Here is a 22,745-nt window from a genome sequence, read left to right as displayed (position 1 = left end):
GGTTTCGCCATGGCCACACCACCCAAGCCCCTGAGCCCCAAACAGGTCGAAGGCCTCAATTCGAAGGCAGTCGGCACCGGCATCAAATGGATGTCGCGCGCGAACACCTGGATCTTCAAGAAGTCCGGCGGAAAGCTGGGCAACAAGTTCCTGCGCGGCGCCGAGGTCGGCATCCTGACCACGACGGGTCGCAAGTCTGGGGAGCCGCGGGACAGCCCGCTGCTGTTCCTGCAGGAGGGCAGCCGCATCGTCTTGGTGGCCTCTCAGGGCGGACGGGCCACCAACCCGATGTGGTACCTGAACATCAAGGCCAACCCCAACATCACGTTCCAGACGAAGAAGGAAAAGCTCGACCTCGTTGCCCGCGAGGCCACCGATGCCGAGCGCGACGAGTACTGGCCCAAGCTCGACGCCATGTATCCCGACTTCGCGAACTACCGGTCCTACACCGATCGCAAGATCCCGATCCTGATCTGCGACCCCGCGACTGCGTGAGCCCGATCATCAGGCGGGCGGTCGCCGGGCTGCTGGGCTCGACCGCGGCGCTCCTGTGGTTGATGTGCCTGTATCTCGTTGCCCGGTCCGGTCTTTCCAGTGATCCCGGGATCGATCCACACGGCTATGGCCTGATGTTCGGAACCGTCGTGGGCCTGATCGCCGGGCTGCTGTCGGCCGTGTCGTTGCCTGGCGCTCTGCCCGTGGATCGTCGCCGCCGTGCGACGCGGTGGTGTCTGCTTCTCTTCGTCACGGTGAGCGCGGTGCTGTATGCGGCGGTGCTCCTGCGATAGCCGCGTTTGGCCGGCCATGGTTCTGGGCAGAGAGTCCCGCATGGTCGATGTTCGCAATTCCGGGCTGCTCGCCGCGTCGATGAAGTACTTCGCCAGGGCGCACGTGTGGGCGTATCAGCGGACCGGCGGGGTGCTCGGTGCCCGCCTGTTGTGGTTGCCCGCTGCGCTGATCACCACCACCGGACGGCGCACCGGGCGTGAGCGGACGACGGCCACGCTGTGTCTGCGCGATGGTGACCGTATCGTGCTGCCCGCTTCGTTCGGCGGACGCGATCACGACCCGGCGTGGTACCTCAACATCAAGGATGACCCCGACGTGCGGGTGCAATTCGGTTCCGACGAGCGGGACATGACGGCACGGGATGCCACCCCGGAGGAACGAAACCGGTACTGGCCCAAGTTGACCCGGATGTACCCGCCGTACCGCGGCTACCGCGAGGCGGCCGACCGGGTCATCCCGCTGGTGATCTGCGAACCGCGCTGAAACCGTGCGGTTTGTGGAGTCTCACCCGCGACGAGTGCGGCTGCGACTCCACAAATCGCGAGGAATCACGCCCCGAAGACCGGCAACGGGGTGCGCGACTTCGCCAGCAGGTCGCTGACCACGGGTCCGAGCTCGGCCGGATCCCAGCGTGCGCCCTTGTCGACCTCGGCACCGCGTGCCCAGCCCTCGGCAACCCGGATGATCCCGCCCTCGACCTCGAACACCCGCCCGGTGACCTCTCGCGATTCGACGCTGCCCAGCCACACCACCAGCGGTGAGATGTTCTCCGGAGCCATCGCGTCGAACGCCGCATCCTGGGTGGCCATCATGTCGGCGAACACCGTCTCGGTCATCCGGGTACGCGCCGACGGCGCAATGGCGTTGGCGGTCACCCCGATCCGTCCCATCTCCGCCGACGCGACGAGGGTGAGCGCGGCGATACCGGCCTTGGACGCGCTGTAGGTCGCCTGTCCGACGCTGCCCTGCAACCCCGCGCCCGAAGAGGTGTTGATGATGCGGGCATCCACCGTCTTGCCGGCCTTGGACTGGGCGCGCCAGTACGCCCCGGCATGTTTCATGGTGGCGAAATGGCCCTTGAGATGCACGGCGGTGACGGCGTCGAACTCCTCCTCGGTGGCATTGACGAACATCCGGTCGCGCACGATGCCGGCATTGTTGACCAGGACATCGAGTCCGCCGAACGAATCCACCGCGGTCTGGATCAATCCCTCGGCCTGCGCCCAATCGGCGACGTTGGCGCCGCTGGTCACGGCCTCGCCGCCGGCGGCGATGATCTCGTCGACGACGCCCTGCGCTGCGCTACCGCCGCCGGCCGGTGAGCCGTCCAGTCCGACACCGATGTCGTTGACCACGACCCGCGCACCCTCCGCGGCGAAGGCCAGGGCGTGCGCCCGGCCGATGCCCCCGCCTGCGCCCGTCACGATGACTACCCGGCCGTCGAGCAAACCCATTGCAATATCTCCTCTTACTTTTTGATGTCAGCTGTGGTGGTCGACAGATAGTGCGGCGGCTCGCCCCCGCCATGCACCGCCAGTGCGGCGCCGCTGATGTAGGACGCCACCGGGGAAGCCAGAAACGCCGTGGCCCAACCGATATCGGCCGGTTTGGCCAGCCGCCGCAACGGCACATTGGCCGATATCGCGGCGATCGACTCGGCATCACCGTAGAACAGGTCGGCCTGCTCGGTCTCGACCATGCCCACGACGACCGAGTTCACCCGGACCTTGGGCGCCCATTCGACCGCCAGCGTGGTGGTGAGGTTGTCGATGCCGGCCTTGGCGGCACCGTAGGCCGCGGTCCCCGGGGTGGGCCGGTGCCCGCTGACGCTGGAGATGTTGACGATGGTTCCGCCGGTCTCCTGCTTCTGCATCACGGCGTTGGCGTGGGTGGAGACCGACAGCGCGCCGATCAGATTCAGTTCGATGATCTTGGTGCTGAACTTGGCCGAGGCATCGGCGGCCGGCACGTAGGGCGATCCGCCGGCGTTGTTCACCACCACGTCCAGGCGGCCATGGGTTGCCACGATCGTGTCGATCAGGCCCTGCACGGCCGCGTCGTCGCGGATATCGCAGGAGTGGAACTCGTAGGGTGAACCCTCCACCGGCCGGCGTGCGCAGGTGATGACGGTGGCACCCTGACCGGCGAAAACCTCGCTGATGCCGGCGCCGACCCCGCGGACCCCGCCGGTCACCAAGACCACCCGGCCACCCAGTTGCAGATTGATTCCAGCCGCGTCAGTCACTGTGCTAGCGTACCAAGCAAGTGCTTGCTTAGGTAGCGACCCCACGAGGAAGTGACTGATGATCACCACCACGACAGTCGAACCGGGCATCGTCTCGGTGACCGTGAATTACCCACCCGTCAACGCCATCCCCTCGCAGGGCTGGTTCGAGCTCGGCGATGCCATCACCGCCGCCGGCCGTGACCGCAGCACCCACGTGGTGATCCTGCGCGCCGAGGGTCGTGGGTTCAACGCCGGTGTGGACATCAAGGAGATGCAGAACACCGACGGATTCACCGCGCTCATCGATGCCAACCGCGGGTGCTATCACGCCTTCAAAGCGGTGTACGAGTGCGAGGTACCCGTGGTGGCCGCCGTCAACGGCTTCTGCGTCGGGGGCGGTATCGGCCTGGTCGGCAATGCCGATGTCATCGTCGCCTCCGATGATGCGAAATTCGGTCTGCCCGAGGTGGAACGCGGCGCGCTCGGTGCCGCGACCCATCTGTCCCGGCTCGTTCCCCAGCATCTGATGCGCAGACTGTTCTTCACGGCGGCAACGGTTCCCGCCGAGACGCTGCATCACTTCGGTTCGGTGCACGAGGTGGTTCCGCGCGCCGAACTGGACGAGGCCGCGTTGCGTGTCGCGCGCGATATCGCCAGCAAGGACACCCGGGTGATCCGTGCCGCCAAAGAAGCGCTGAACTTCATCGACGTGCAACCGGTGAACGCGCGATACCGCATGGAGCAAGGCTTCACGTTCGAGCTCAACCTCGCAGGCGTCTCCGATGAGCACCGCGACGCCTTCGCCGGCACCGATAAGGGGTCCAAGTGACAGACAAGAGAACCACACTGGATGAGGCCGTCGCTTCCATCGAGAGCGGCATGACGATCGGTATCGGCGGGTGGGGCTCGCGGCGCAAGCCGATGGCCTTCATCCGCGCGCTGCTGCGCACCGATGTCAAGGACCTGACGGTGGTGACCTACGGCGGACCCGATCTGGGGCTGCTGTGCTCGGCCGACAAGGTCAAGCGCGTCTACTACGGATTCGTGTCACTGGACTCCCCGCCGTTCTACGACCCGTGGTTCGCCAAGGCCCGCACCAGTGGTGCCATCGAGGCGCGCGAGATGGACGAAGGCATGCTGCGCTGCGGCCTACAGGCCGCCGCCCAACGGCTGCCGTTCCTGCCGATCCGCGCCGGGCTCGGCAGCGATGTCCGCGCCTTCTGGGGTGATGAGCTCAAGACCGTGAAATCGCCCTATGACGATCAGGAATTGATCGCCATGCCTGCGCTGAACCTGGATGCCGCATTCGTGCACATGAATCTCGGGGACGAGCGCGGCAATGCCGCCTACACCGGTATCGACCCCTACTTCGACGATCTGTTCCTCATGTCGGCAACCCGGCGGTTCCTGTCGGTCGAGAAGGTGGTGTCCACCGAGGAACTGGTGAAATCTACTGTCCCGCAACAACAGCTGATCAACCGGATGATGGTCGACGTGGTGGTGGAAGCACCCAACGGCGCACACTTCACCACCAACGAGCCCGATTACCGCCGCGACGAGAAGTTCCAGCGCCACTACGCCGAGTCCGCCGGATCCGATGAGAAGTGGGCCGAGTTCGTGCAGACCTACCTGTCCGGCAGTGAGGCCGACTACCAGGCGGCCGTGCGCAAATTCGCAGAGGAAGGTGCCCAGTGATGTCCGTGACCCGTGCCGAGGTGTGCGCCGTCGCGTGCGCCGAACTGTTCCGCGATGCCGGCGAGATCATGGTCTCGCCCATGACGACCCTCGTCCAGATCGGTGCGCGCCTGGCGCGGCTGACGTTCGCCCCCGATATCGTGCTGACCGACGGTGAGGCGCGGATGATCGCCGACACCCCGGCCATCGGAGCGCCGGCGGCGATCGAGGGGTGGATGCCGTTCAACCGCGTCTTCGAGACCCTGTCCTGGGGTCGGCGCCACGTGGTGATGGGCGCCAACCAGATCGACCGGTACGGAAACCAGAACCTGTCGGCGTTCGGGCCGATCCAGCACCCGACCCGTCAGATGTTCGGTGTGCGCGGCGCACCCGGCAACTCCATCAACCACGCCACCAGCTACTTCGTCGGCAACCACTCCGCGCGGGTGTTCTGCGACAAGGTCGATATCGTCTCCGGGATCGGCTGGGACAAGATCGATCCCGCCAATCCGGCCTTCCGGTTCGCCGACATCCATCGGGTGGTGAGCAATCTGGGCGTGTTCGACTTCAACGGCCCCGACCGCCAGATGCGTGCGGTGTCCCTGCACCCCGGTGTCGACGCCGACCAGGTCGCCGAGAACACCTCCTTCGAGGTACACGGACTGGCCGAGGCCGAGACCACCCGGCTGCCGAACGCCGAGGAGCAGCGCCTGCTGCGCGAGGTCATCGATCCGAAGTCGCTGCGCGACAAAGAGGTCCGGGTGTAGCGATGGCAACACTGAGCACGGCACTGACCGAACTGGTCGGCATCGAGCACCCCGTCGTCCAGACCGGCATGGGCTGGGTGGCCGGAGCACGACTGGTCGCCGCCACGTCCAACGCGGGCGGCCTGGGCATCCTCGCCTCGGCAACCATGACACTGGCCGAACTGCAGACCGCCGTCACCAAGGTCAAGGCCGCGACCGACAAACCGTTCGGGATCAACATCCGCGCCGACGCCGGGGACGCGAACGACCGCGTCGACCTCCTGATCCGCGAAGGGGTCAAAGTCGCCTCCTTCGCCCTGGCTCCCAAACCCGACCTGATCGCCCGGCTCAAGGATGCCGGCGTGGTGGTCATCCCGTCGGTCGGGTTGGCCAAGCACGCCAAGAAGGTGGCCGGCTGGGGCGCGGATGCGGTGATCGTGCAGGGCGGTGAGGGCGGCGGTCACACCGGTCCGATCGCCACCACGCTGCTGCTGCCCTCGGTGCTCGACGCCGTCGCCGACACGGGGATGCCCGTCATCGCCGCCGGCGGGTTCTTCGACGGTCGTGGACTGGCCGCGGCCCTGTCCTATGGTGCGGCGGGCGTCGCGATGGGCACCCGCTTCCTGCTGACCTCCGATTCGACGGTCCCCGAGGCGGTCAAGCAGCGTTACCTGCAGGCGGCGTTGGACGGCACCGTGGTCTCCACCCGCGTCGACGGTATGCCGCACCGGGTCTTACGCACCGGACTGGTGGACAAGCTCGAAAGCGGGTCCCCGGTGCGGGGTCTGGCCGCCGCGGTGGGCAACGCGCAGAAGTTCAAGAAGATGTCGCAGATGTCGTGGCGTTCCATGATCACCGACGGTCTGGCGATGCGCCACGGCAAGGACCTCACCTGGTCACAGGTCATCATGGCGGCCAACACGCCGATGCTGCTCAAGGCCGGCCTGGTCGAGGGCAACACCGAGGCCGGTGTGCTGGCCTCTGGTCAGGTCGCGGGCATCATCGACGATCTGCCGTCCTGCGCAGAACTCGTCCCGTCCATCGTCGCCGAGGCCGTCGAACACCTACAGAAGGCGACTACCTACATCCGTCCCTGAGGCGGAATTCGACGAATCACCGCACCCACGTACCGACCAGCTCGTAGCGTGGGGCGATGAAGATGGATGCGGCGGTTCTCTCGGAGATCAACGGAGACTGGAGTATCGAGCAGGTCGACCTCGACCCGCCCCAGGAGGGCGAGGTGTTGGTCTCCTTCGAGGCGACCGGGTTGTGTCACTCCGACCACCATCCGCGCACCGGTGACTTCCCCGTCCCGTTTCCGGTGATCGGTGGCCACGAGGGTGCAGGCATCGTCCAGGAGGTCGGACCGGGCGTCCGCGACCTCAAACCCGGTGACCATGTGGTCGCCTCGTTCCTGCCCGCCTGCGGCAAGTGCCGGTGGTGTGCCAGCGGGCAGCAGAATCTGTGCGACCTCGGCGCGATGCTGCTTGCCGGAACGCAGCTGGATGGCACGTTCCGCCGACACATCGGCGACCAGGGAATCTACGTGGCCCTGCTGCTGGGAACCTTCGCCCAGTACGGCGTCGTCTCGGACGCCTCGCTGGTCAAGATCGACGATGACCTTCCACTGAACCGGGCCTGCCTGCTGGGGTGCGGTATCACCACCGGCTGGGGGTCGGCGGTGAACACCGCCGAGGTCGGACCCGGCGATACCGTGGTGGTGATCGGCGTCGGCGGGGTGGGTGCCGGTGCCATCCAGGGCGCCCGAATCGCCGGGGCCGCCCACATCATCGCCGTCGATCTGGTGGCCGAGAAAAGCGCCAAGGCAACCGAACTGGGGGCCACGCACTTCGTCACCTCCTTCGAGGAAGCCACCGCGCTGGTCGCCGAGCTCACCAAGGGTGTGATGGCCGACTCTGCCATCCTGACCGTCGGCCTCGTCGAGGGACAGATGATCGGCGCCGCACTGGACATGGTGCGCAAGGGTGGGGCGGTGGTGCTCACCGGCATCGCATCGATGACCGACGTCACCCCGACGCTGCCCATGGCGATGTTCACCCTGTTCCAGAAACGACTCCTGGGCAGCCTGTACGGCGAGGCCAACCCGCGTGCCGACATCCCGAAACTGCTCAGCCTCTATCGGGACGGTCAACTGCTGCTCGACGAGTCGGTGACCACCGAATACAAGCTCGGTGACATCAACGTCGCCTTCGACGACATGTTGGCCGGTCACAACATCCGCGGTGTCATCCTGCACGACCACTGACCCGGCGCATCGGCCGCATCAGCAACGTGGGCGAAACGCGCGCGACACGAAATGTAAGCACGGCTGCCGGATTCTGATCGGCATGTCGGCACCCACCAAGAGCCAGCGCAAGCGCGTGCACCCCGTCGACGAGGTGCTGCCGCTGCCCAAGCTCGCCACCTATGGCTTCCAGCACGTGGTGGCGTTCTATGCCGGCGCGGTGTTGGTGCCGATCCTGATCGCCAACGCGCTCGGACTGTCGCGCGAAGAGCTCGTCATGCTCATCACCGCCGACCTGTTCACCTGCGGTATCGCATCCATCATCCAGGCCGTCGGGTTCAAGAATGTCGGGGTGCGCCTGCCGCTGCTGCAGGGTGTCACCTTCGCCGGGGTCGCGCCCATCATCGCGATCGGCCTGGCACACGGCGGTGGCACCGCGAGTCTGCTCTACGTCTACGGCGCCGTGATCGTCGCCGGTGTCTTCACCTTCCTCATCGCGCCGGTGTTCGTCCGGCTGCTCACCTTTTTCCCGCCGGTGGTCACCGGAACCCTGATCACCATCATCGGTCTGTGCCTGGTGCCCATCGGGGCATTGGACGCGGTGACCGATCCGGCGACCCACGAACCCGATCCCGGCAACCTGCGGTGGGTGCTCTACGCCCTGGGCACCATCGCGGTCATCGTCACCATCCAGCGGCTGTTCCGCGGATTCATGTCGACCATCGCCGTCCTGCTCGGGCTGGTGGCAGGCTGTGCGGTCGCCTATGCACTCGGCGATATGAACTTCGACCGGGTCGGCGAAGCCGCCATGTTCGGGTTCACCCCGCCGTTCGCCTTCGGAATGCCCAAGTTCGACATCATCGCGATCGTCACCATGATCATCGTGATGATGATCATCGCCGTCGAATCCACCGGCAGCACGATCGCGACCGGAGAGATCGTCGGCAAGCGGGTCCGCCCGTCCGATATCGGCAACGTGCTGCGCGCCGACGGTGTCGCCACCACCATCGGCGGCATCTTCAATTCCTTTCCCTACACCGCGTTCTCCGAGAATGTCGGGCTGGTGCGGCTCACCGGGGTCAAGAGCAGGTGGGTGGTCGCGGCGGCCGGCGCCATCATGATCGTGCTCGGCTTCCTACCCAAGGTCGCCGCCATCGTCGCGTCGATCCCGAACCCCGTGCTCGGTGGTGCGGCACTCACGTTGTTCGCCACCGTCGCCGTCGTCGGCATCCAGACCCTCGGCAAGGTCGATTTCACCGACCACCGCAACGTCATCATCGTCACCACGAGCCTGGCGTTGGCACTGTTGGTCACCTCCTACCCGGCGATCTCCTCGACACTGCCCGCCGGGCTGGACATCCTGTTCGGCAGCGGTATCAGCACCGGCGCCATCACCGCGATCGCGCTGAACATCGTGTTCTTCCACCTGGGCAAGAAGGGCCCGCGGGTGGCGGGATCCGGCTCCATCACCCTCGACGAGGTGAACACGATGACCCGCGAACGGTTCACCGAGGTGTTCGGGCACGTGGTGCAGGGCGTCGGGTGGGCCGCCGACCGAGCCTTCGATCAGCGGCCGTTCGCCGATACCGCAGCCCTGCGGGAGGCCTTCCAGGATGCGGTGCTGACCGGCAACACCGAACAACAGCAGGAAATGCTCGATTCGTTTCCCGATCTGGGCGCCGAGGACGAGACCGGGCAGGTGCTCGCCGTCGACCATGTCGCGTTGAGCAATCTGGACTCCGACGACCATCAGGATGTGGTCAACCTGGCCGCGGCCTACCGCGAGCACTTCGGTTTCCCGCTGATCATCTGCGCGAGGGAGACCGAGCGTTTCGACCGGGTGCTGCGCAACGGCTGGTCTCGGATGGACAATTCGGTGTCGACCGAGCGGGCATACGCGCTGATCGAGGTCGCCAAGATCGTCAATTATCGATTCACCGATCTGGTCGCCGACGCCAATCCCATTGCCGCAGCGCGGTTCGGCAGGCTCAACGACCTCCCGTGAAGGCAATCGGACTGGCCAACTTCAACTCCCTGTCCGAGCGTGGGCAGATGCATCTGCTGTTCGAGGTGTGCTCCTCGACCATCTGGGCTCGGCGGGTGCTGGCGGCCGCGCCGTTCCGGGACACCCACGCCCTCTACGACAGGGCGGATCGCATCCTTGCCGAGCTTCCCGATGCCGAGATCGACGCCGCGCTCGACGGGCACCCGCGCATCGGGGCCAGGGCGGACAACCCGTCGTCGGCCCGCGAACAGGCCCGGGTGGCCGGTGCTGACGATTCGGTGAAAGCGACACTCGCCCAGAAGAACCGGGAGTACGAGCAGCGCTTCGGCTACGTGTATCTGGTGTGCGCCAGCGGCCGTTCGGCCGAGGAACTGCTGGACATCCTCACCGACCGCCTGGCCAACGACCCCGACACCGAGCGCCGGGTGATGCGCAACGAACTCGCCAAGATCAACCGGTTACGGCTGGAACGACTGTTGAGTGAGCCGACATGATGGGTCACATGACGCTGTCGACACATGTCCTGGATGCCACCACCGGAAGGCCCGCAGCCGGGATGGCGGTCACCCTGACCGCCGCCGGCACCGTGGTGGCCGACGGCATGACCGATTCCGACGGGCGCATCCCGGAGTTCGGTGGAGAGCTCGCCGCAGGGGTGTACCGGCTGCACTTCGACACCGCGGCTTACTTCGCCGCCGAAGGACTCGTGGGCTTCTACCCGGAGGTGGTGATCGCCTTCGAGATCACCGAACTCTCGGGGCATTACCACGTGCCGCTGCTGTTGTCCCCGTACGCCTACTCCACCTACCGCGGGAGCTGAACCATTGAAGGTCGCCATCATCGGCGCAGGCATGGGCGGATTGAGCGCAGCCATCGCACTGCGCCAGATCGGTATCGACACCGCCGTCTACGAGCGCGTCACCGAGAACAAGCCGGTGGGTGCGGCGATCTCGGTGTGGTCCAACGGGGTGAAATGCCTGAACTATCTGGGCCTGCGCGAGGAGACCGAACAGCTCGGCGGGCTGGTCGAGACGATGAGTTACGTCGATGGGCACAGTGGTGCGACGATGTGCCGATTCTCGATGCAACCCTTGATCGACGAGGTCGGTCAACGCCCCTACCCCATCGCCAGGGCCGAACTCCAACTGATGTTGATGCAGGCCTACGGGATGGATGACATCACGTTCGGTATGACCATGGTCGAGGTCAGCGACGGTCCCGACGCCGCCAGGGCCCTCTTCGCCGACGGTACGACGATCCAGGCCGATGCGATCATCGGCGCGGACGGGGCCGGCTCGATCACCCGCGAGTACGTGTTGGGCACCCCGGTGACGCGACGCTACGCCGGCTACGTGAACTACAACGGCTTGGTCGCCACCGACGACGCGATTGGTCCGGCTACCGAATGGACCACCTATGTCGGTGACGGCAAGCGGGTTTCGGTGATGCCGGTATCCGACGGGCGCTTCTATTTCTTCTTCGATGTCGTCGAGGAGCAGGGCCTGCCCTACCGCCGGGGCAGTGCCCGCGAGGTGCTGCGAGGACACTTCGCCGACTGGGCTCCGGGGGTGCAGACCCTGATCGACGCGCTGGATCCGCAGACCACCAACCGGGTCGAGATCCTTGATCTGGACCCCTTCGACACCTGGGTGAAGGGGCGGGTGGCGGTGCTGGGCGATGCGGCGCACAACACCACACCCGATATCGGGCAGGGTGGTTGTTCAGCCATGGAGGACGCCATCGCACTGCAATGGGCTTTCAAAGACCATCCCGACGACGTACACGCGGCATTGATCGCATATCAGGAGGCCCGTGTCGCACGAGCGGGCGAGCTCGTCCTGCGGGCCCGTAAACGTTGTGACGTCACCCATGCCAAGGATCCCGAGCTGACCGCGCAATGGTACGAGGAGCTGCGAAACGAGGACGGCACCAACATCCTCCGCGGTATCGCGGGCAATATTCTCGGTGGGCCGCTCACCCCTGCCACCGACTAGCTACCCGGCGGTCAGTAGGCGACCGCGCACGTAGACCTGATCGACGGCATCCTCGCGCATACCCATCAGCAGCGTGAACAGCAGCCGGTCGGTGTCCTCGGAGTCGATGCGCGCCAATACCTCCGGCAACATCACCTGCCGATCAGGGTCGATCACCACGAAGTCTGCTTCCTTGCCTGCGTCGAGGTTGCCGATTCGGTCCTGCATGTCCAGCGCCCGCGCTCCCGCCAGCGTCGCCGTGTAGAGCAGCTCGGCAGGCGTTATCGACAGCCCTTGTCCGGCCGGCTCGCTGATATGAACCTTGAAGCAGTCGTTGAGCACACGCGGGATCAACCACTCGTCGCCCGCGGCGATATCGGTACCCAGGGCGATGTTCACGCCGGCATCGGCGGTTCGACGCCACGGCATTGTGCCCGACCCGAGGAACAATTGCGAGGTCGGGCAATGTGCCACCGAGCTCCCGGTCTCGGCCAACCGAGCAAGTTCGTTCTGGCTGCAGTGCACGGCATGCGCGAAGACACTTCGCCTGCCCAACAGCGAGCGAACGCCACCCGTGAGCCGTCCGTCGTAGGTATCCAGATAATCCCGCACACCGAAACTGGAACGGACCGAATCGATCTCGTCCGTGTTTTCGGACAGGTGGGTATGAAAGTAGACGCCACCAACCCGAACCGAGTCATACAGCTCACCCAGTCCGTGCAGGGTGGCGGCGGTGACCGACAGTGCAAAACGCGGTATCACCGCGACACCGACCAGTCCGGATCCTGCTCCGTGCCAACGCCGGATCTCGCTGTCGGTCAACGTGATCGCGGCATCCTCGGTGGTGATCAGCGGAGATGCCGCCTCCGGGCCCACCGTCTGGATGCCCCGCCCCGACACCGTGCGCAGACCGGTGCGGCAGGATTCCTCGAAGAGCGCGTCCTGGGCCTCGGGGAACGCCGAGCCGAACACCATCGCGGTGGTGGTGCCGACCGCGATCCGGCGCGCGCAGAAGTCGCCGGCCACGGCACGTGCGTACTCGGTGTCGGCCAGCATCGCCTCGGCGGGAAAGATGCAGCGCTGCAACCAGTCCAACAGCTGCCCGCCACCGTAGGAGTCGGTGCAGCGGGTCTGTGGGAAGTGCAGGTGTGTGTCGATGAATCCCGGCAGCAGGAAGCCCGGACGGCAGTCCACCACCGTGGCCTCGGCATAGCGGGCCGGCAACCGGTCGTATCGGCCGCTGAAGCCGATAATGCCGGTATCGTCGACCGCGAGCACCCCGTCGGGAATGCTCACGAGGTGGTCCCGTGCCTGCGTCAACTCTGGTGACCCGCCGATGTGAATCAGGTGTCCGCGGTACACGCGCATCCCCTGATTGTCACAGTGTCTGCACGACTGCGCAGTTCGACGGTTTCGGGCTGCGGGGCCATCATGTTGCCCTTAGGGTCGTCAGATGGACCTCAACAGCGTCGAGGCGGTGCGCACGCCCGCCCGCCGTGACGAGGTGTGGCCACTGAGGTCGACCGACGCCATCCTGGCCGGTGGCACCTGGCTGTTCTCCGAGCCACAGCCCGCCGTATCCCGCCTTGTCGACATCACCGGACTGGGATGGGCACCGGTCACGCTGAGCGAGAAGGGCGTGGAACTCGCGGCGACCTGCACGGTGGCCGAACTCGGCAGGCTCTCGACACTGCTGCCGTCCGCCCGACCGCACTGGATCGCGGCTCCGCTGTTCGCGCAGTGCTGTACCGCCTTGTTGGCCTCGGCCAAGATCTGGCGCACCGCCACCGTCGGGGGCAACATCTGCCTGTCCTTTCCCGCCGGGGCGATGATCTCCCTGGTCTCCGCTCTCGACGGCACCGTCACCGTATGGGGCCCCGATGGGTCCGATCGTGTCCTACCGATCACCGACTTCGTCATCGGCGACTCCCGCAATGCGCTGCAGCCCGGAGATCTCCTGCGCTCGGTCCAGATACCTGCCCGCGCGCTCACAGCGCGCACCGCCTATCGCAAGCTCGCCCCGTCGCCGCTGGGCCGGTCCAGCGCCGTGGTCATCGGACGGCGCCAGGCCGACGGGGAATTCGTGGTCTCCGTCACCGCAGCCACGGTGCGCCCGCTGGTGTTCCGCTTCGACGCCCTGCCCACCGCCGCCGATCTGCGTGACGCGCTGGGAGAAATCGCCGAGCAGGACATCACCCGCGATGTGCACGGTGACCCGGACTGGCGGCGGGCGGTGACGCTGACCCTGGCCGAACAGATTCGTACCGAGCTGACATGAAGGTTACGGTCAACGGCAGCGACTGCACCGACACCGCGCGTCCCGGCCAGTGTCTGCGTACCTACCTGCGCGAGCATGGCCACTTCGAGGTGAAGAAGGGCTGTGATGCCGGCGACTGCGGTGCCTGTTCGGTGCTGGTGGACGGTGATCCCGTGCATTCCTGTGTGTTTCCCGCCTTCCGGGCGGACGGGCGCCACGTCACCACCGTCGCGGGCCTGGGCACACCCGAGAACCTGCATCCGGTACAGCGACGTTTCCTGGAAGCCGCGGGATTCCAGTGCGGGTTCTGCACCGCGGGCATGGTCACCACCGCGGCGGCACTGCCCCCCGCCGGTTCCACCGACCTACCTCAGCAGCTCAAGGGAAACCTGTGCCGGTGCACCGGCTATCGCGCCATCGGGGACGCGATAGCCGGCGTCACGAATACCGAGAAACCCGGTGGCAGCGATGTCGGTCGATCGATCGGTGCGCCCGCCGGTGCCGCAGTGGTCACCGGCACCGAGCAGTACACGATGGACGAGACACCGGAAGGATTGCTGCACCTGGCGGTGCTGCACAGTCCGGTGCCACACGCCCGCATCCGGTCGATCGACATCGAGGTGGCCCAGTCGATTCCGGGCGTACGACTGATCCTGACGCACCATGACAGCCCACCGGTCCGATTCTCGACGGCCCGCCACGAATCACGAGATGACGATCCTGACGACACCGTGATCCTCGACGACACCGTACGTTTCGTCGGCCAGCGGGTGGCCGCGGTGATCGCCGATGATCCGGGCACGGCCGAAAAAGCCTGCCGGGCGGTCGTTGTCGACTATGAGATCCTGCCCGCGGTGTTCGATCCGGAGGCCGCACGGACGCCGGGCGCGCCGGCGCTGCATGCCGACAAGGGACCCGAATCCCGCATCGGCGATCCGGCGCGCAACCTGGTCGCCGAACTGCACGGCGAGGTGGGTTCGGTTCAGGACGGTATCGCGGCGGCCGAGTCGGCCGGGGGTGCCGTCGTGCGCGGCCGCTGGCAGACCCAGCGGGTACAGCATGTGCATCTGGAGACCCATGGCTGCACCGGATGGCGGGATCCCGACGGGCGCTTGGTGATCCGAACCAGCTCGCAGGTCCCCTTCCTGGTACGCGATGAACTGTGCCATATCTTCGGACTGGAACCGGACGGGGTGCGGGTGTTCACCCGACGCGTCGGTGGCGGATTCGGTGGCAAGCAGGAGATGCTGACCGAGGATCTGGTGGCGATGGCCGTGCTGCGGCTGGGCAGGCCGGTGCGCTATGAGTTCAGCCGCACCGATCAGTTCACCGTCGCGCCATGCCGGCACCCGTTCCGGGTGGACGTCACCGTCGCCGCCGATGCCGAGGGTGTTCTCACCGCCCTGGCCGTGGATGCACTGGTCGACGCGGGCGCCTACGGTAACCACAGTCCCGGGGTGATGTTCCACGGGTGCGGGGAATCGGTTGCGGTATACCGCAGTCCGAACAAGCGGGTGGACGCTCATGCCGTCTACACGAACAATCTCCCATCCGGCGCGTTTCGCGGTTACGGGCTCGGGCAGGTGATGTTCGCCGTCGAATCCGCGATCGACGAGTTGGCGCATCGACTGGGAATCGACCCATTCGACTTCCGGCGGCGCAATGTCGTCGTTCCCGGTGACCGGTTCGTGGACTCCCACATCCTCGACGATGACCTGACCTTCGGTAGTTACGGCCTCGATCAATGCCTGGACCTCGCCCAGGATGCGCTGCGGGCCGGCAACGGTGCTGTCCCACCGGCCGGGTGGGCGGTCGGCGAGGGAATGGCGGTGGCGATGATCGCCACGATCCCGCCGCGCGGGCATTACGGCGAGGCGACGGTGACCGTCGATGCCGATGGTGTGTACACCCTCGATGTGGGGACCACCGAGTTCGGCAACGGCACCACGACGGTGCACACGCAGATCGCGGCGACCGAACTGGGCACGGTGCCCGAACGGATCATGGTTCGCCAATCCGATACCGCCACCGCCGGTTACGACACCGGGGCATTCGGCTCGGCGGGAACCGTGGTCGCCGGCCGGGCGACCCTGTTGGCGTGTCGGCGGTTGAGCACCCGGTTGACCGCAGCCGCCAGCACACTGAGCGGAGTCGACCCCGCGGCATGCACGCTGGGACGCAACGGTGTTCAGTGCGGTGATCGCCTGGTGGACTTCTCGGCGCTGCCGACACCGATGAGTTCTACGGCGATGCACGACGGCACGCCGCGGTCGGTCGCGTTCAACGTGCAGGCATTCCGGGTCGCGGTGAACACCGCGACCGGCGAGATCCGGATCCTGCAGTCGGTCCATGCTGCCGATGCCGGAGTGGTGATGAATCCCCAGCAGTGCCGTGGTCAGGTGGAAGGCGGTGTGGCACAGGCGATCGGTTCGGCACTGTTCGAGGAGATCCAGATCGACCCCGACGGAGTGGTGACCACCGCGACGCTGCGCAACTACCACATCCCCCAGTTCGCCGATGTTCCGTTCACCGAGGTGTATTTCGCCGACACCTATGACGAGCTGGGACCGCTCGGCGCCAAGTCGATGAGCGAATCCCCGTACAACCCGGTCGCCCCTGCGCTGGCCAACGCAATAGCCGACGCATGCGGTGCGCGCATGCGTCGGCTACCGATGACACCGGCCAGGGTGTGGCGGGAGCTGCGCTCCGCGCAGCCCTAGAGCCGTTCGATGATGGTGACGTTGGCGGTGCCGCCGCCCTCACACATCGTCTGTAGACCGTAACGTCCGCCGGTGCGCTCCAAAGTGTTGAGCATCGTGGCGAACAACTTGGCGCCGGTGGCCCCGAGCGGGTGGCCGAGCGCGATGGCTCCGCCATTGGGATTGACCTTGGCCGGGTCCGCTCCGGTCTCCTTGATCCATGCCTGGACGACGGGAGCGAACGCCTCGTTGATCTCGACGGTGTCGATATCGTCGATGGACAGTCCGGTCTTCTGCAGCGCGTAGTGAGTGGCCGGGATCGGCCCGGTGAGCATGTACACCGGATCGGCGCCGCGGGCGCTGATGTGGTGGATCCGGGCGCGCGGGGTGAGGCCGTGCTGCTTGACCGCGTCCGCGGAGGCCAGCAGCACCGCGCTGGCACCGTCGGAGATCTGGCTGGCCATGGCGGCGGTCAGTTTGCCACCGTCGACAAGGGTCTTGAGTCCGGCCATCTTCTCCAGGGTCGTGTCGCGGGGACCCTCATCGGTGACGAAGGAGGTCCCGTCGACCTGGACCGGGATGATCTCGTTCTCGAAGTAACCTGCCCGGATCGCCTCCTGGGCCCGTTGGTGGCTGGCCAGGGCGTAGCGCTCCATGTCCTCGCGGGACAGGTTCCATTTCTCGGCGATCAGTTCGGATCCGCGGAACTGCGAGATCTCCTGATCGCCATAGCGGTGCAGCCAGCCCTTGGACTCGTTGGTGGGCGAGGTGTGCCCGAACTCCTTGCCGACGATCATGGCGGAGCTGATCGGGATCTGACTCATGTTCTGCATGCCGCCGGCCACGATGAGATCGGCCGTACCGGACATGATCGCCTGTGCACCAAAGGAAATGGCTTGCTGGCTGGAACCGCACTGGCGGTCGACGGTCACGCCGGGAACTTCCTCGGGGAAGCCGGCGGCCAGCCAGGACAGCCTGGCGATATTGCCGGCCTGCCCGCCCACCGCGTCGACACAACCGGCGATCACGTCGTCAACGGCACCGGGGTCGACGTCATTGCGATCGAAGAGTCCGCGCCAGGCGGTGGCGCCCAGGTCGACCGGATGCACGCCGGCCAGCGACCCGTTGCGCTTTCCGATCGCCGTGCGTACGGCGTCGATGACGAATGCTTCTGACGCCACTGCTTTTGAGGTCGAGGCCATTACGAGACTCCTTCTGTGGTGATGCCGCCGAGAACGATGGCGAGGTACTGGCGGCCGACTTCTTCGGCCGTGAGCGGTCCACCGGGTTGATACCAACGCACCGAGACCCACGTGGTGTCGCGGATGAAGCGATAGATCAGGTCGACGTCGAGATCGGGGCGGAACGACCCGTCGGCGACCCCGTCGTGTAAAAGGTCCACCCACATCTTTCGCTGCTCGCGGTTGCGCTCGTCGACGAAGCCGAACTGATCCAACGCTGACAGCCGTTTGGCCTCGTCCTGATAGATCACCACCTGTGCGTGACGGTGTTCGATCGCCTCGAAGGACGCCATGAACAGTCCCTTGAGTCGGTCCAGCGGCGTCGATTCGGTCGCAAGGACCTGCTGATAACGCTCGAAGAGCCAGTCGAGGAAGTCCCGCAGGACCTCCTCGACCATCTGTTCCTTGGATTTGAAATGGTGATAGAGACTGCCCGACAGGATGCCCGCCGAATCGGCGATATCTCGCACGGTGGTGGCTTTGAGGCCGCGCTCGGCGAACATCGTCGCGGCGAGCTGTAGCAGCTCATCGCGACGGCTTGCCGGCTGTGTCATTCACATAGCGTACCAACCAAGCACTTGCTAGGTCGAGATGGCCCATGCTGCGCAGCGCACCGGTCATCCACAGCGCGCAATGTGTGACCTTGGTCACACCGGATCGCGTCCAGCGCATCCCCGTCCGCCCGCACTGCGTGCACACTTGTTCACCGCGACGGCTCGATCGGTGAGATTCCGGCAATGCTCCCGTAACACGGCTTCCTGTGCAGCATCTGCATGAACGCTGGAAGGCCGCCCTTCGCAGCAATCTCCGCATCGCGACGGCGGCGCCCAGACCGCGGTCCATCACCGGATCGAAAGACCTCGGTACCGCCGGTTCAGCTAATTCGTGTGCGAACTAGCCAGAACTGACGTTCTCGCAAAATACGACTGCGCCGGGTCCGCGCTCCATAAGCTCACCGTGATCTATTCGATACAACTGACCAGTTTCAAGGGGTACCCGCATATGGAGATTTCAGCCCGTCCCTACTTCACGGCGGGAGTCGCCCTGACAGCGGCCAGCGCCATCGCGCTCACCCCGCTGATGGTCCCGACCGAGGGCCACACCATTGCGATCCCCAAGGTCAGCACCGCCGAGGTGCAGTTGGCTGCGGTCATCAACCCTGCCGACGTCGACCGGTTGATCGCCGCGCTGCGCACCGGTCTCGCCGATATCACCAACGGCATCGGATCGGTCGAGACCTTCACCACCGACACCCTCGCCGGTGCCCTCGCCGAGGCCCAGCGCCTCAACACCGGCTTTTGGGACCCCATCGTCGCTGCCGCTGGAACTGGAGTCCTCGGCTCGCTGGTGACCGCGGTCAGCAACTACTCCCAGGCCAGCCTGGCGATGACTGCAGAGAGCATCAACGGGATCGCCGGTGCGACCGTCACGCTGCCGGGTGATATCACCAACATCATCGGCAGCACGCTCATCGGCTCGCTGAACACCGCGCTCTACGCCATCACCGATGTGATCAACAACCCGTTCAAGCTGTCCAGCTACACCGGTCTGCTGGCCGGCGTGGTGAACATCATCGGCGACAGCCTGGTGGGACAGGACCCCAACCATGACACCGGCCTGTTGTCCGGACCTGCCGGCACCAACAGCCTCTTGTCGACCGCGCTGAATGCGACCCTCGGTGGGGTCATCGGCGTCGTCGGCCTTGGCTTCAGTGGGATCACCGGCCAGGTCAATCTCGCCGTGGACTCGCTGAACGCCGCGCTGAACACGCTCGCCCAGCAGAGCGGCAGTCAGCTGCTCACCGGAGTGGTCGGTGTCATCCAGGGTCTCGCCATCAACCCGATCAAGATCATCAACAACGCCGGCGTCCTGAACGGGCTGGTCGAGATCGGATTCCCGTTGCTCGGTGCGTTGTCACCGATCACGGATGCCACGGCCAAAGCCGTGATCGGCGTGCAGACCGGCCTCAACGTCGCACTGGACGCCATCGGATCCAACCCCCTCGATCTGGCCAGCTACACCACCGCGCTGGGTGGACTGTTCAACGGCGGATTCGACGTCACGGGTGCGGGTATCACGATCGGCACCTCGCTGCTCACCACTCCCGGCAGCCTGCTGGCCGGGGTCACCCGGACCACCGCCGGTCTCGTCACCGAGTTGACCACCAATCTCGCCGCGACCGTCGCCGCGGCACTCACCCAGATCGGCCTCGGCCAGGCCGCTGAACTGGTGGTCAACCTGGGCGCCGCGGTGAACACGGCGGTCAATTCGGTCCGCGATATCGTCGCCAACAACGTGATCGGTGGGATCAACGGTGTCATCACCAACATCAGCACCGGCCTGAACGGCGTCAACGAGAACGCCAGGACCATCATCGACAACCTGCTCAACTATCACCCGGTGGCTCCGGCCGGCGCGACTGCCGACACCCTCGGTGCCGGTCCGGAGGGCGGCGAGGCCTCCGCGTCGTTGGTCGCCGACAACACCACCAACGACAACACCACCAACGAGACCGCATCCGAGGAGACCGCATCCGAGGAGACGGCAGCGGTGACGGAGGAGTCGAGCGAGGAGCTGACCAAGGTCACCGAAACCTCCACCACTGAACTGGATTCCGACGACTCGGAGACCACCGAGTCCGACCGGGCGGCGTTCATCTCCTCCGCATCCGAGAGTGCCGAATCCGAAGGCACCACCGACGGAACCGAGGACACCGCCAAGACCGATGCGCGGACGAACGGGTCGGGCACCGCTGCGGCCACCGTCACCGAATCGGTGTCCACCGAAACCGCCGCGGCCAACGAGTCGACCGACCGTTCCGAAGGGCCCGACCGGAGTGCGTCCGCCGGAAGCGACAGCACCGACTGACCGGAACCGATATCAGAGCACCACGCCGCAGCGCCCGGTCCGGGCCGCTGCGGCGTGGTGTTTTCGGTCGGCTGCCGGTCGGTCAGGCGCGCTGACTGGAGACCGAGATGACCTCTCCGGTCAGATAACTGGAGTAATCGCTGGCCAAAAAGGCGATGGTGGACGCGATCTCCCAGGGCTCCGCCGCGCGGCCGAAGGCCTCGTCGCCGGCGAGACGGTCCAGCAGCTCTGCAGACGACGTCTTTTCCAGGAACTTGTGCCGCGCGATGCTCGGGGACACCGCATTGATCCGGACCCCGTACTCGACGGCTTCGATTGCGCTGCAGCGGGTCAGCGCCATGACGCCGGCCTTGGCCGCGGCGTAATGCGACTGCGAGTGCTGGGCACGCCAGCCGAGCACGCTGGCGTTGTTGACGATGACCCCGCCGTGCGGGGCGTCCCGGAAGTAGCGCAACGCGGCCCGGGTCGCCCGCATGACCGAGGTCAGCGTCACGTTGACGACGCGGTCCCATTCGTCGTCGGTCATGTCGATGACGGGGGTCTGCCCACCGAGCCCGGCATTGTTGACCAGAACGTCCAGGCGGCCCGCCTTCTGCACCGATTCGGTGATCAGGTTGTCCACGGCAGCGGTGGAGGTGACATCGCAAACCACCGCGTCGACCTTGCCCAGTCCCAGCGCCGCCAGCTCCTCTCGGGTTTCACCGAGCCGACGCTCGTGGAAATCGGAGACCACGACGTCGGCGCCCTCCAACAGGGCCCGCCGGGCGGTGGTCGACCCGATCCCGGTACCGGCCGCCGCGGTGACCAGGACGACCTTTCCCTGCAGAAGTCCGTGTCCGGCAATCTCTTCGGGTACTTCTGACAGGCTCATCAGCCTTTGGCCTCTCGTGGTAGGCCGAGCACCCGCTCGGCGATGATGTTGCGCTGGATCTCGTTGGATCCGCCGTAGATGGTGTCGGAGCGGGAGAACAGGTACAGCCGCTGCCATTCGTCGAATTCGCCATTGTCGAGGGTGAGTCCAGCGGTCCCCTGCACGTCCATCGCAATCTCGCCGAGCTCGCGATGCCAGTTGGCCCACAACAACTTCGACACATTGTCTTGACCAGGTTGTTCGGCGTCCATCGTCGCAAGCGAATAGGAACGCATCGCCTTCAGGCCGGTCCAGGATCGGGTCAGTCGCTCGCGGATCAGTGGGTCATCGGCGGCGCCGGTGCGCTTGGCGAGGTCTACCAAGTTGGAATGCTCACGGGCATAACGGATCTGCTGGCCCAGCGTGGACACACCACGCTCGAAGGTCAGCAGGCCCATCGCGACCCGCCAGCCGTCGCCGGGTTCCCCGACGACCAGGGCGGCCTCGGTGCGGGCGTCGTCGAAGAACACCTCGTTGAACTCGGAGTCGCCGGTCAGCTGGATGATCGGGCGGATTTGCACGCCCGGCTGATCCAGCGGCACCAGCAGGAAAGACAGCCCGGCATGTCGCTTGGACCCCTTCTCGGATCGCGCGACCACGAAGCACCACTGCGCCCAGTGCGCCAGCGATGTCCAGACTTTCTGTCCGTTGAGCACCCAGTGGTCAACGTCGAGCACAGCAGTGGTCGACACATTGGCCAGGTCGCTACCGGCATTGGGCTCGGAGTACCCCTGGCTCCACAGCTCGGTGACATCCCGGATGCCCGGCAGGAAACGCTGCTGCTGTTCGGGAGTGCCATAGGCGATCAGCGTCGGGCCGAGCAGTTCCTCACCGAGGTGATTCACCTTGTCCGGTGCGTCGGCCTTGGCGTACTCCTCATAGAAGGCCACCCGATGCGCGACGGTCAGACCGCGGCCACCGTGCTCCTCGGGCCAGCCCAGGCAGGTCAGGCCTGCCGCGGCCAGATGCTGATTCCACGCCCGGCGTTCCTCGAAGGCCTCATGCTCACGACCCGGGCCGCCGAGGCCCTTGAGCGCTGCATATTCGCCGACGAGGTTGTCGGCGAGCCACTGCCGGACCTCGGCCCGGAACTCCTCGACCTCAATCACCC

Annotated in this window: 22 protein-coding genes; 15 read left to right on the top strand and 7 right to left on the bottom strand. The window is 66.0% G+C overall.

Going from position 1 to position 22,745, the window contains the following annotated elements; genetic code table 11:
- Positions 1 to 9: 9 nt before the first annotated feature.
- Genes IC40_RS0123620 through IC40_RS0123610 form a run of 3 tightly spaced genes read left to right on the top strand, consistent with a single transcriptional unit; the run spans position 10 to position 1,272 of the window.
- Positions 10 to 495 (top strand): nitroreductase family deazaflavin-dependent oxidoreductase, encoded by a 486-nt coding sequence (locus IC40_RS0123620; protein ID WP_030137137.1) that lies wholly within the window; start codon positions 10 to 12, stop codon positions 493 to 495.
- Positions 492 to 788, top strand: a complete 297-nt coding sequence (locus IC40_RS0123615; protein WP_030137136.1) for a hypothetical protein — start codon at positions 492 to 494, stop codon at positions 786 to 788. Before IC40_RS0123620 ends, IC40_RS0123615 begins: the two co-directional genes overlap by 4 nt.
- A gap of 40 nt (positions 789 to 828) precedes the next feature.
- Positions 829 to 1,272, top strand: coding sequence for a nitroreductase family deazaflavin-dependent oxidoreductase (locus tag IC40_RS0123610; RefSeq protein ID WP_036463858.1), 444 nt, complete (start codon positions 829 to 831; stop codon positions 1,270 to 1,272).
- Positions 1,273 to 1,337: 65 nt separating this feature from the next.
- Here IC40_RS0123610 and IC40_RS0123605 read toward each other — a convergent pair whose 3' ends face one another.
- A complete protein-coding gene (locus IC40_RS0123605; protein WP_030137134.1) occupies positions 1,338 to 2,243 on the bottom strand; it encodes an SDR family oxidoreductase in 906 nt (301 codons plus the stop codon).
- A 14-nt stretch (positions 2,244 to 2,257) separates the two neighbouring features.
- Positions 2,258 to 3,034: an SDR family oxidoreductase gene (locus IC40_RS0123600; RefSeq protein ID WP_030137133.1), complete on the bottom strand. Its 777-nt coding sequence runs from the start codon at positions 3,032 to 3,034 to the stop codon at positions 2,258 to 2,260.
- A gap of 58 nt (positions 3,035 to 3,092) precedes the next feature.
- On the opposite strand from IC40_RS0123600, the gene echA20 reads away from it, so the two are divergent.
- The 9 genes from echA20 (at position 3,093) to hpxO (ending at position 11,680) form a co-directional block, all read left to right on the top strand.
- Complete coding sequence (gene echA20, locus IC40_RS0123595) at positions 3,093 to 3,845, top strand: (7aS)-7a-methyl-1,5-dioxo-2,3,5,6,7,7a-hexahydro-1H-indene-carboxyl-CoA hydrolase (RefSeq protein ID WP_372494015.1); 753 nt, start codon at positions 3,093 to 3,095, stop codon at positions 3,843 to 3,845.
- Positions 3,842 to 4,711 (top strand): cholesterol ring-cleaving hydrolase subunit IpdA, encoded by an 870-nt coding sequence (gene ipdA, locus IC40_RS0123590; RefSeq protein WP_030137131.1) that lies wholly within the window; start codon positions 3,842 to 3,844, stop codon positions 4,709 to 4,711. Before echA20 ends, ipdA begins: the two co-directional genes overlap by 4 nt.
- Positions 4,708 to 5,457: a cholesterol ring-cleaving hydrolase subunit IpdB gene (gene ipdB, locus IC40_RS0123585; protein ID WP_030137130.1), complete on the top strand. Its 750-nt coding sequence runs from the start codon at positions 4,708 to 4,710 to the stop codon at positions 5,455 to 5,457. The genes ipdA and ipdB overlap by 4 nt, the downstream gene beginning before the upstream one ends.
- A gap of 2 nt (positions 5,458 to 5,459) precedes the next feature.
- Positions 5,460 to 6,533, top strand: a complete 1,074-nt coding sequence (gene ipdC / locus IC40_RS0123580) for a (3aS,4S,5R,7aS)-5-hydroxy-7a-methyl-1-oxo-octahydro-1H-indene-4-carboxyl-CoA dehydrogenase (RefSeq protein ID WP_030137129.1) — start codon at positions 5,460 to 5,462, stop codon at positions 6,531 to 6,533.
- Positions 6,534 to 6,589: 56 nt separating this feature from the next.
- The gene (locus tag IC40_RS0123575) at positions 6,590 to 7,702 is read left to right on the top strand and encodes an NDMA-dependent alcohol dehydrogenase (RefSeq protein ID WP_030137128.1); all 1,113 of its coding nucleotides are present in this window, start codon (positions 6,590 to 6,592) and stop codon (positions 7,700 to 7,702) included.
- An 82-nt stretch (positions 7,703 to 7,784) separates the two neighbouring features.
- Positions 7,785 to 9,686 carry a PbuX/PucJ/PucK family nucleobase permease gene (locus IC40_RS0123570; RefSeq protein ID WP_030137127.1) on the top strand — a complete coding sequence of 634 codons (1,902 nt, stop codon included), beginning with the start codon at positions 7,785 to 7,787 and terminating at the stop codon, positions 9,684 to 9,686.
- On the top strand, positions 9,683 to 10,180 hold the full coding sequence (gene uraD, locus IC40_RS0123565) for a 2-oxo-4-hydroxy-4-carboxy-5-ureidoimidazoline decarboxylase (RefSeq protein WP_030137126.1): 498 nt from the start codon (positions 9,683 to 9,685) through the stop codon (positions 10,178 to 10,180). The genes IC40_RS0123570 and uraD overlap by 4 nt, the downstream gene beginning before the upstream one ends.
- An 8-nt stretch (positions 10,181 to 10,188) precedes the next feature.
- On the top strand, positions 10,189 to 10,506 hold the full coding sequence (gene uraH, locus IC40_RS0123560) for a hydroxyisourate hydrolase (RefSeq protein ID WP_030137125.1): 318 nt from the start codon (positions 10,189 to 10,191) through the stop codon (positions 10,504 to 10,506).
- Positions 10,507 to 10,510: 4 nt separating this feature from the next.
- Positions 10,511 to 11,680: an FAD-dependent urate hydroxylase HpxO gene (gene hpxO, locus IC40_RS0123555; RefSeq protein WP_030137124.1), complete on the top strand. Its 1,170-nt coding sequence runs from the start codon at positions 10,511 to 10,513 to the stop codon at positions 11,678 to 11,680.
- On the opposite strand, the gene IC40_RS0123550 is transcribed toward hpxO, so the two are convergent.
- Positions 11,681 to 13,027, bottom strand: coding sequence for a guanine deaminase (locus IC40_RS0123550; RefSeq protein WP_030137123.1), 1,347 nt, complete (start codon positions 13,025 to 13,027; stop codon positions 11,681 to 11,683).
- A gap of 85 nt (positions 13,028 to 13,112) precedes the next feature.
- On the opposite strand from IC40_RS0123550, the gene IC40_RS0123545 reads away from it, so the two are divergent.
- Positions 13,113 to 13,937 (top strand): FAD binding domain-containing protein, encoded by an 825-nt coding sequence (locus IC40_RS0123545; RefSeq protein WP_030137122.1) that lies wholly within the window; start codon positions 13,113 to 13,115, stop codon positions 13,935 to 13,937.
- The gene (locus tag IC40_RS0123540; RefSeq protein ID WP_030137121.1) at positions 13,934 to 16,636 is read left to right on the top strand and encodes a molybdopterin-dependent oxidoreductase; all 2,703 of its coding nucleotides are present in this window, start codon (positions 13,934 to 13,936) and stop codon (positions 16,634 to 16,636) included. The genes IC40_RS0123545 and IC40_RS0123540 overlap by 4 nt, the downstream gene beginning before the upstream one ends.
- On the opposite strand, the gene fadA6 is transcribed toward IC40_RS0123540, so the two are convergent.
- Entirely contained in the window at positions 16,633 to 17,817 is a 1,185-nt protein-coding gene (fadA6, locus tag IC40_RS0123535; protein WP_030137120.1) for a steroid 3-ketoacyl-CoA thiolase FadA6, read from the bottom strand. The two genes, IC40_RS0123540 and fadA6, sit on opposite strands and share 4 nt — an antisense overlap.
- Positions 17,817 to 18,410, bottom strand: coding sequence for a TetR/AcrR family transcriptional regulator (locus IC40_RS0123530; RefSeq protein WP_030137119.1), 594 nt, complete (start codon positions 18,408 to 18,410; stop codon positions 17,817 to 17,819). Before IC40_RS0123530 ends, fadA6 begins: the two co-directional genes overlap by 1 nt.
- Positions 18,411 to 18,858: 448 nt before the next feature.
- Here IC40_RS0123530 and IC40_RS0123525 point away from each other — a divergent pair, with 448 nt between their 5' ends.
- Positions 18,859 to 20,724, top strand: coding sequence for a hypothetical protein (locus tag IC40_RS0123525; protein WP_042510083.1), 1,866 nt, complete (start codon positions 18,859 to 18,861; stop codon positions 20,722 to 20,724).
- A gap of 82 nt (positions 20,725 to 20,806) precedes the next feature.
- Here the strand turns inward: IC40_RS0123525 and ipdF are convergent, their stop codons facing one another.
- Both ipdF and ipdE1 read right to left on the bottom strand, forming a co-directional pair.
- Entirely contained in the window at positions 20,807 to 21,595 is a 789-nt protein-coding gene (gene ipdF / locus IC40_RS0123520) for a (5R,7aS)-5-hydroxy-7a-methyl-1-oxo-2,3,5,6,7,7a-hexahydro-1H-indene-carboxyl-CoA reductase (protein ID WP_030137117.1), read from the bottom strand.
- The gene (ipdE1, locus tag IC40_RS0123515; RefSeq protein WP_030137116.1) at positions 21,595 to 22,743 is read right to left on the bottom strand and encodes an acyl-CoA dehydrogenase IpdE1; all 1,149 of its coding nucleotides are present in this window, start codon (positions 22,741 to 22,743) and stop codon (positions 21,595 to 21,597) included. Before ipdE1 ends, ipdF begins: the two co-directional genes overlap by 1 nt.
- Positions 22,744 to 22,745: the final 2 nt, after the last annotated feature.

Source organism: Mycolicibacterium neoaurum ATCC 25795, assembly GCF_000691525.1.
GTDB classification, from domain to species: Bacteria; Actinomycetota; Actinomycetes; order Mycobacteriales; family Mycobacteriaceae; genus Mycobacterium; species Mycobacterium neoaurum.
Note: the sequence above shows the minus strand (reverse complement) of the source record. Positions and strands in the feature narration are given on the sequence as shown.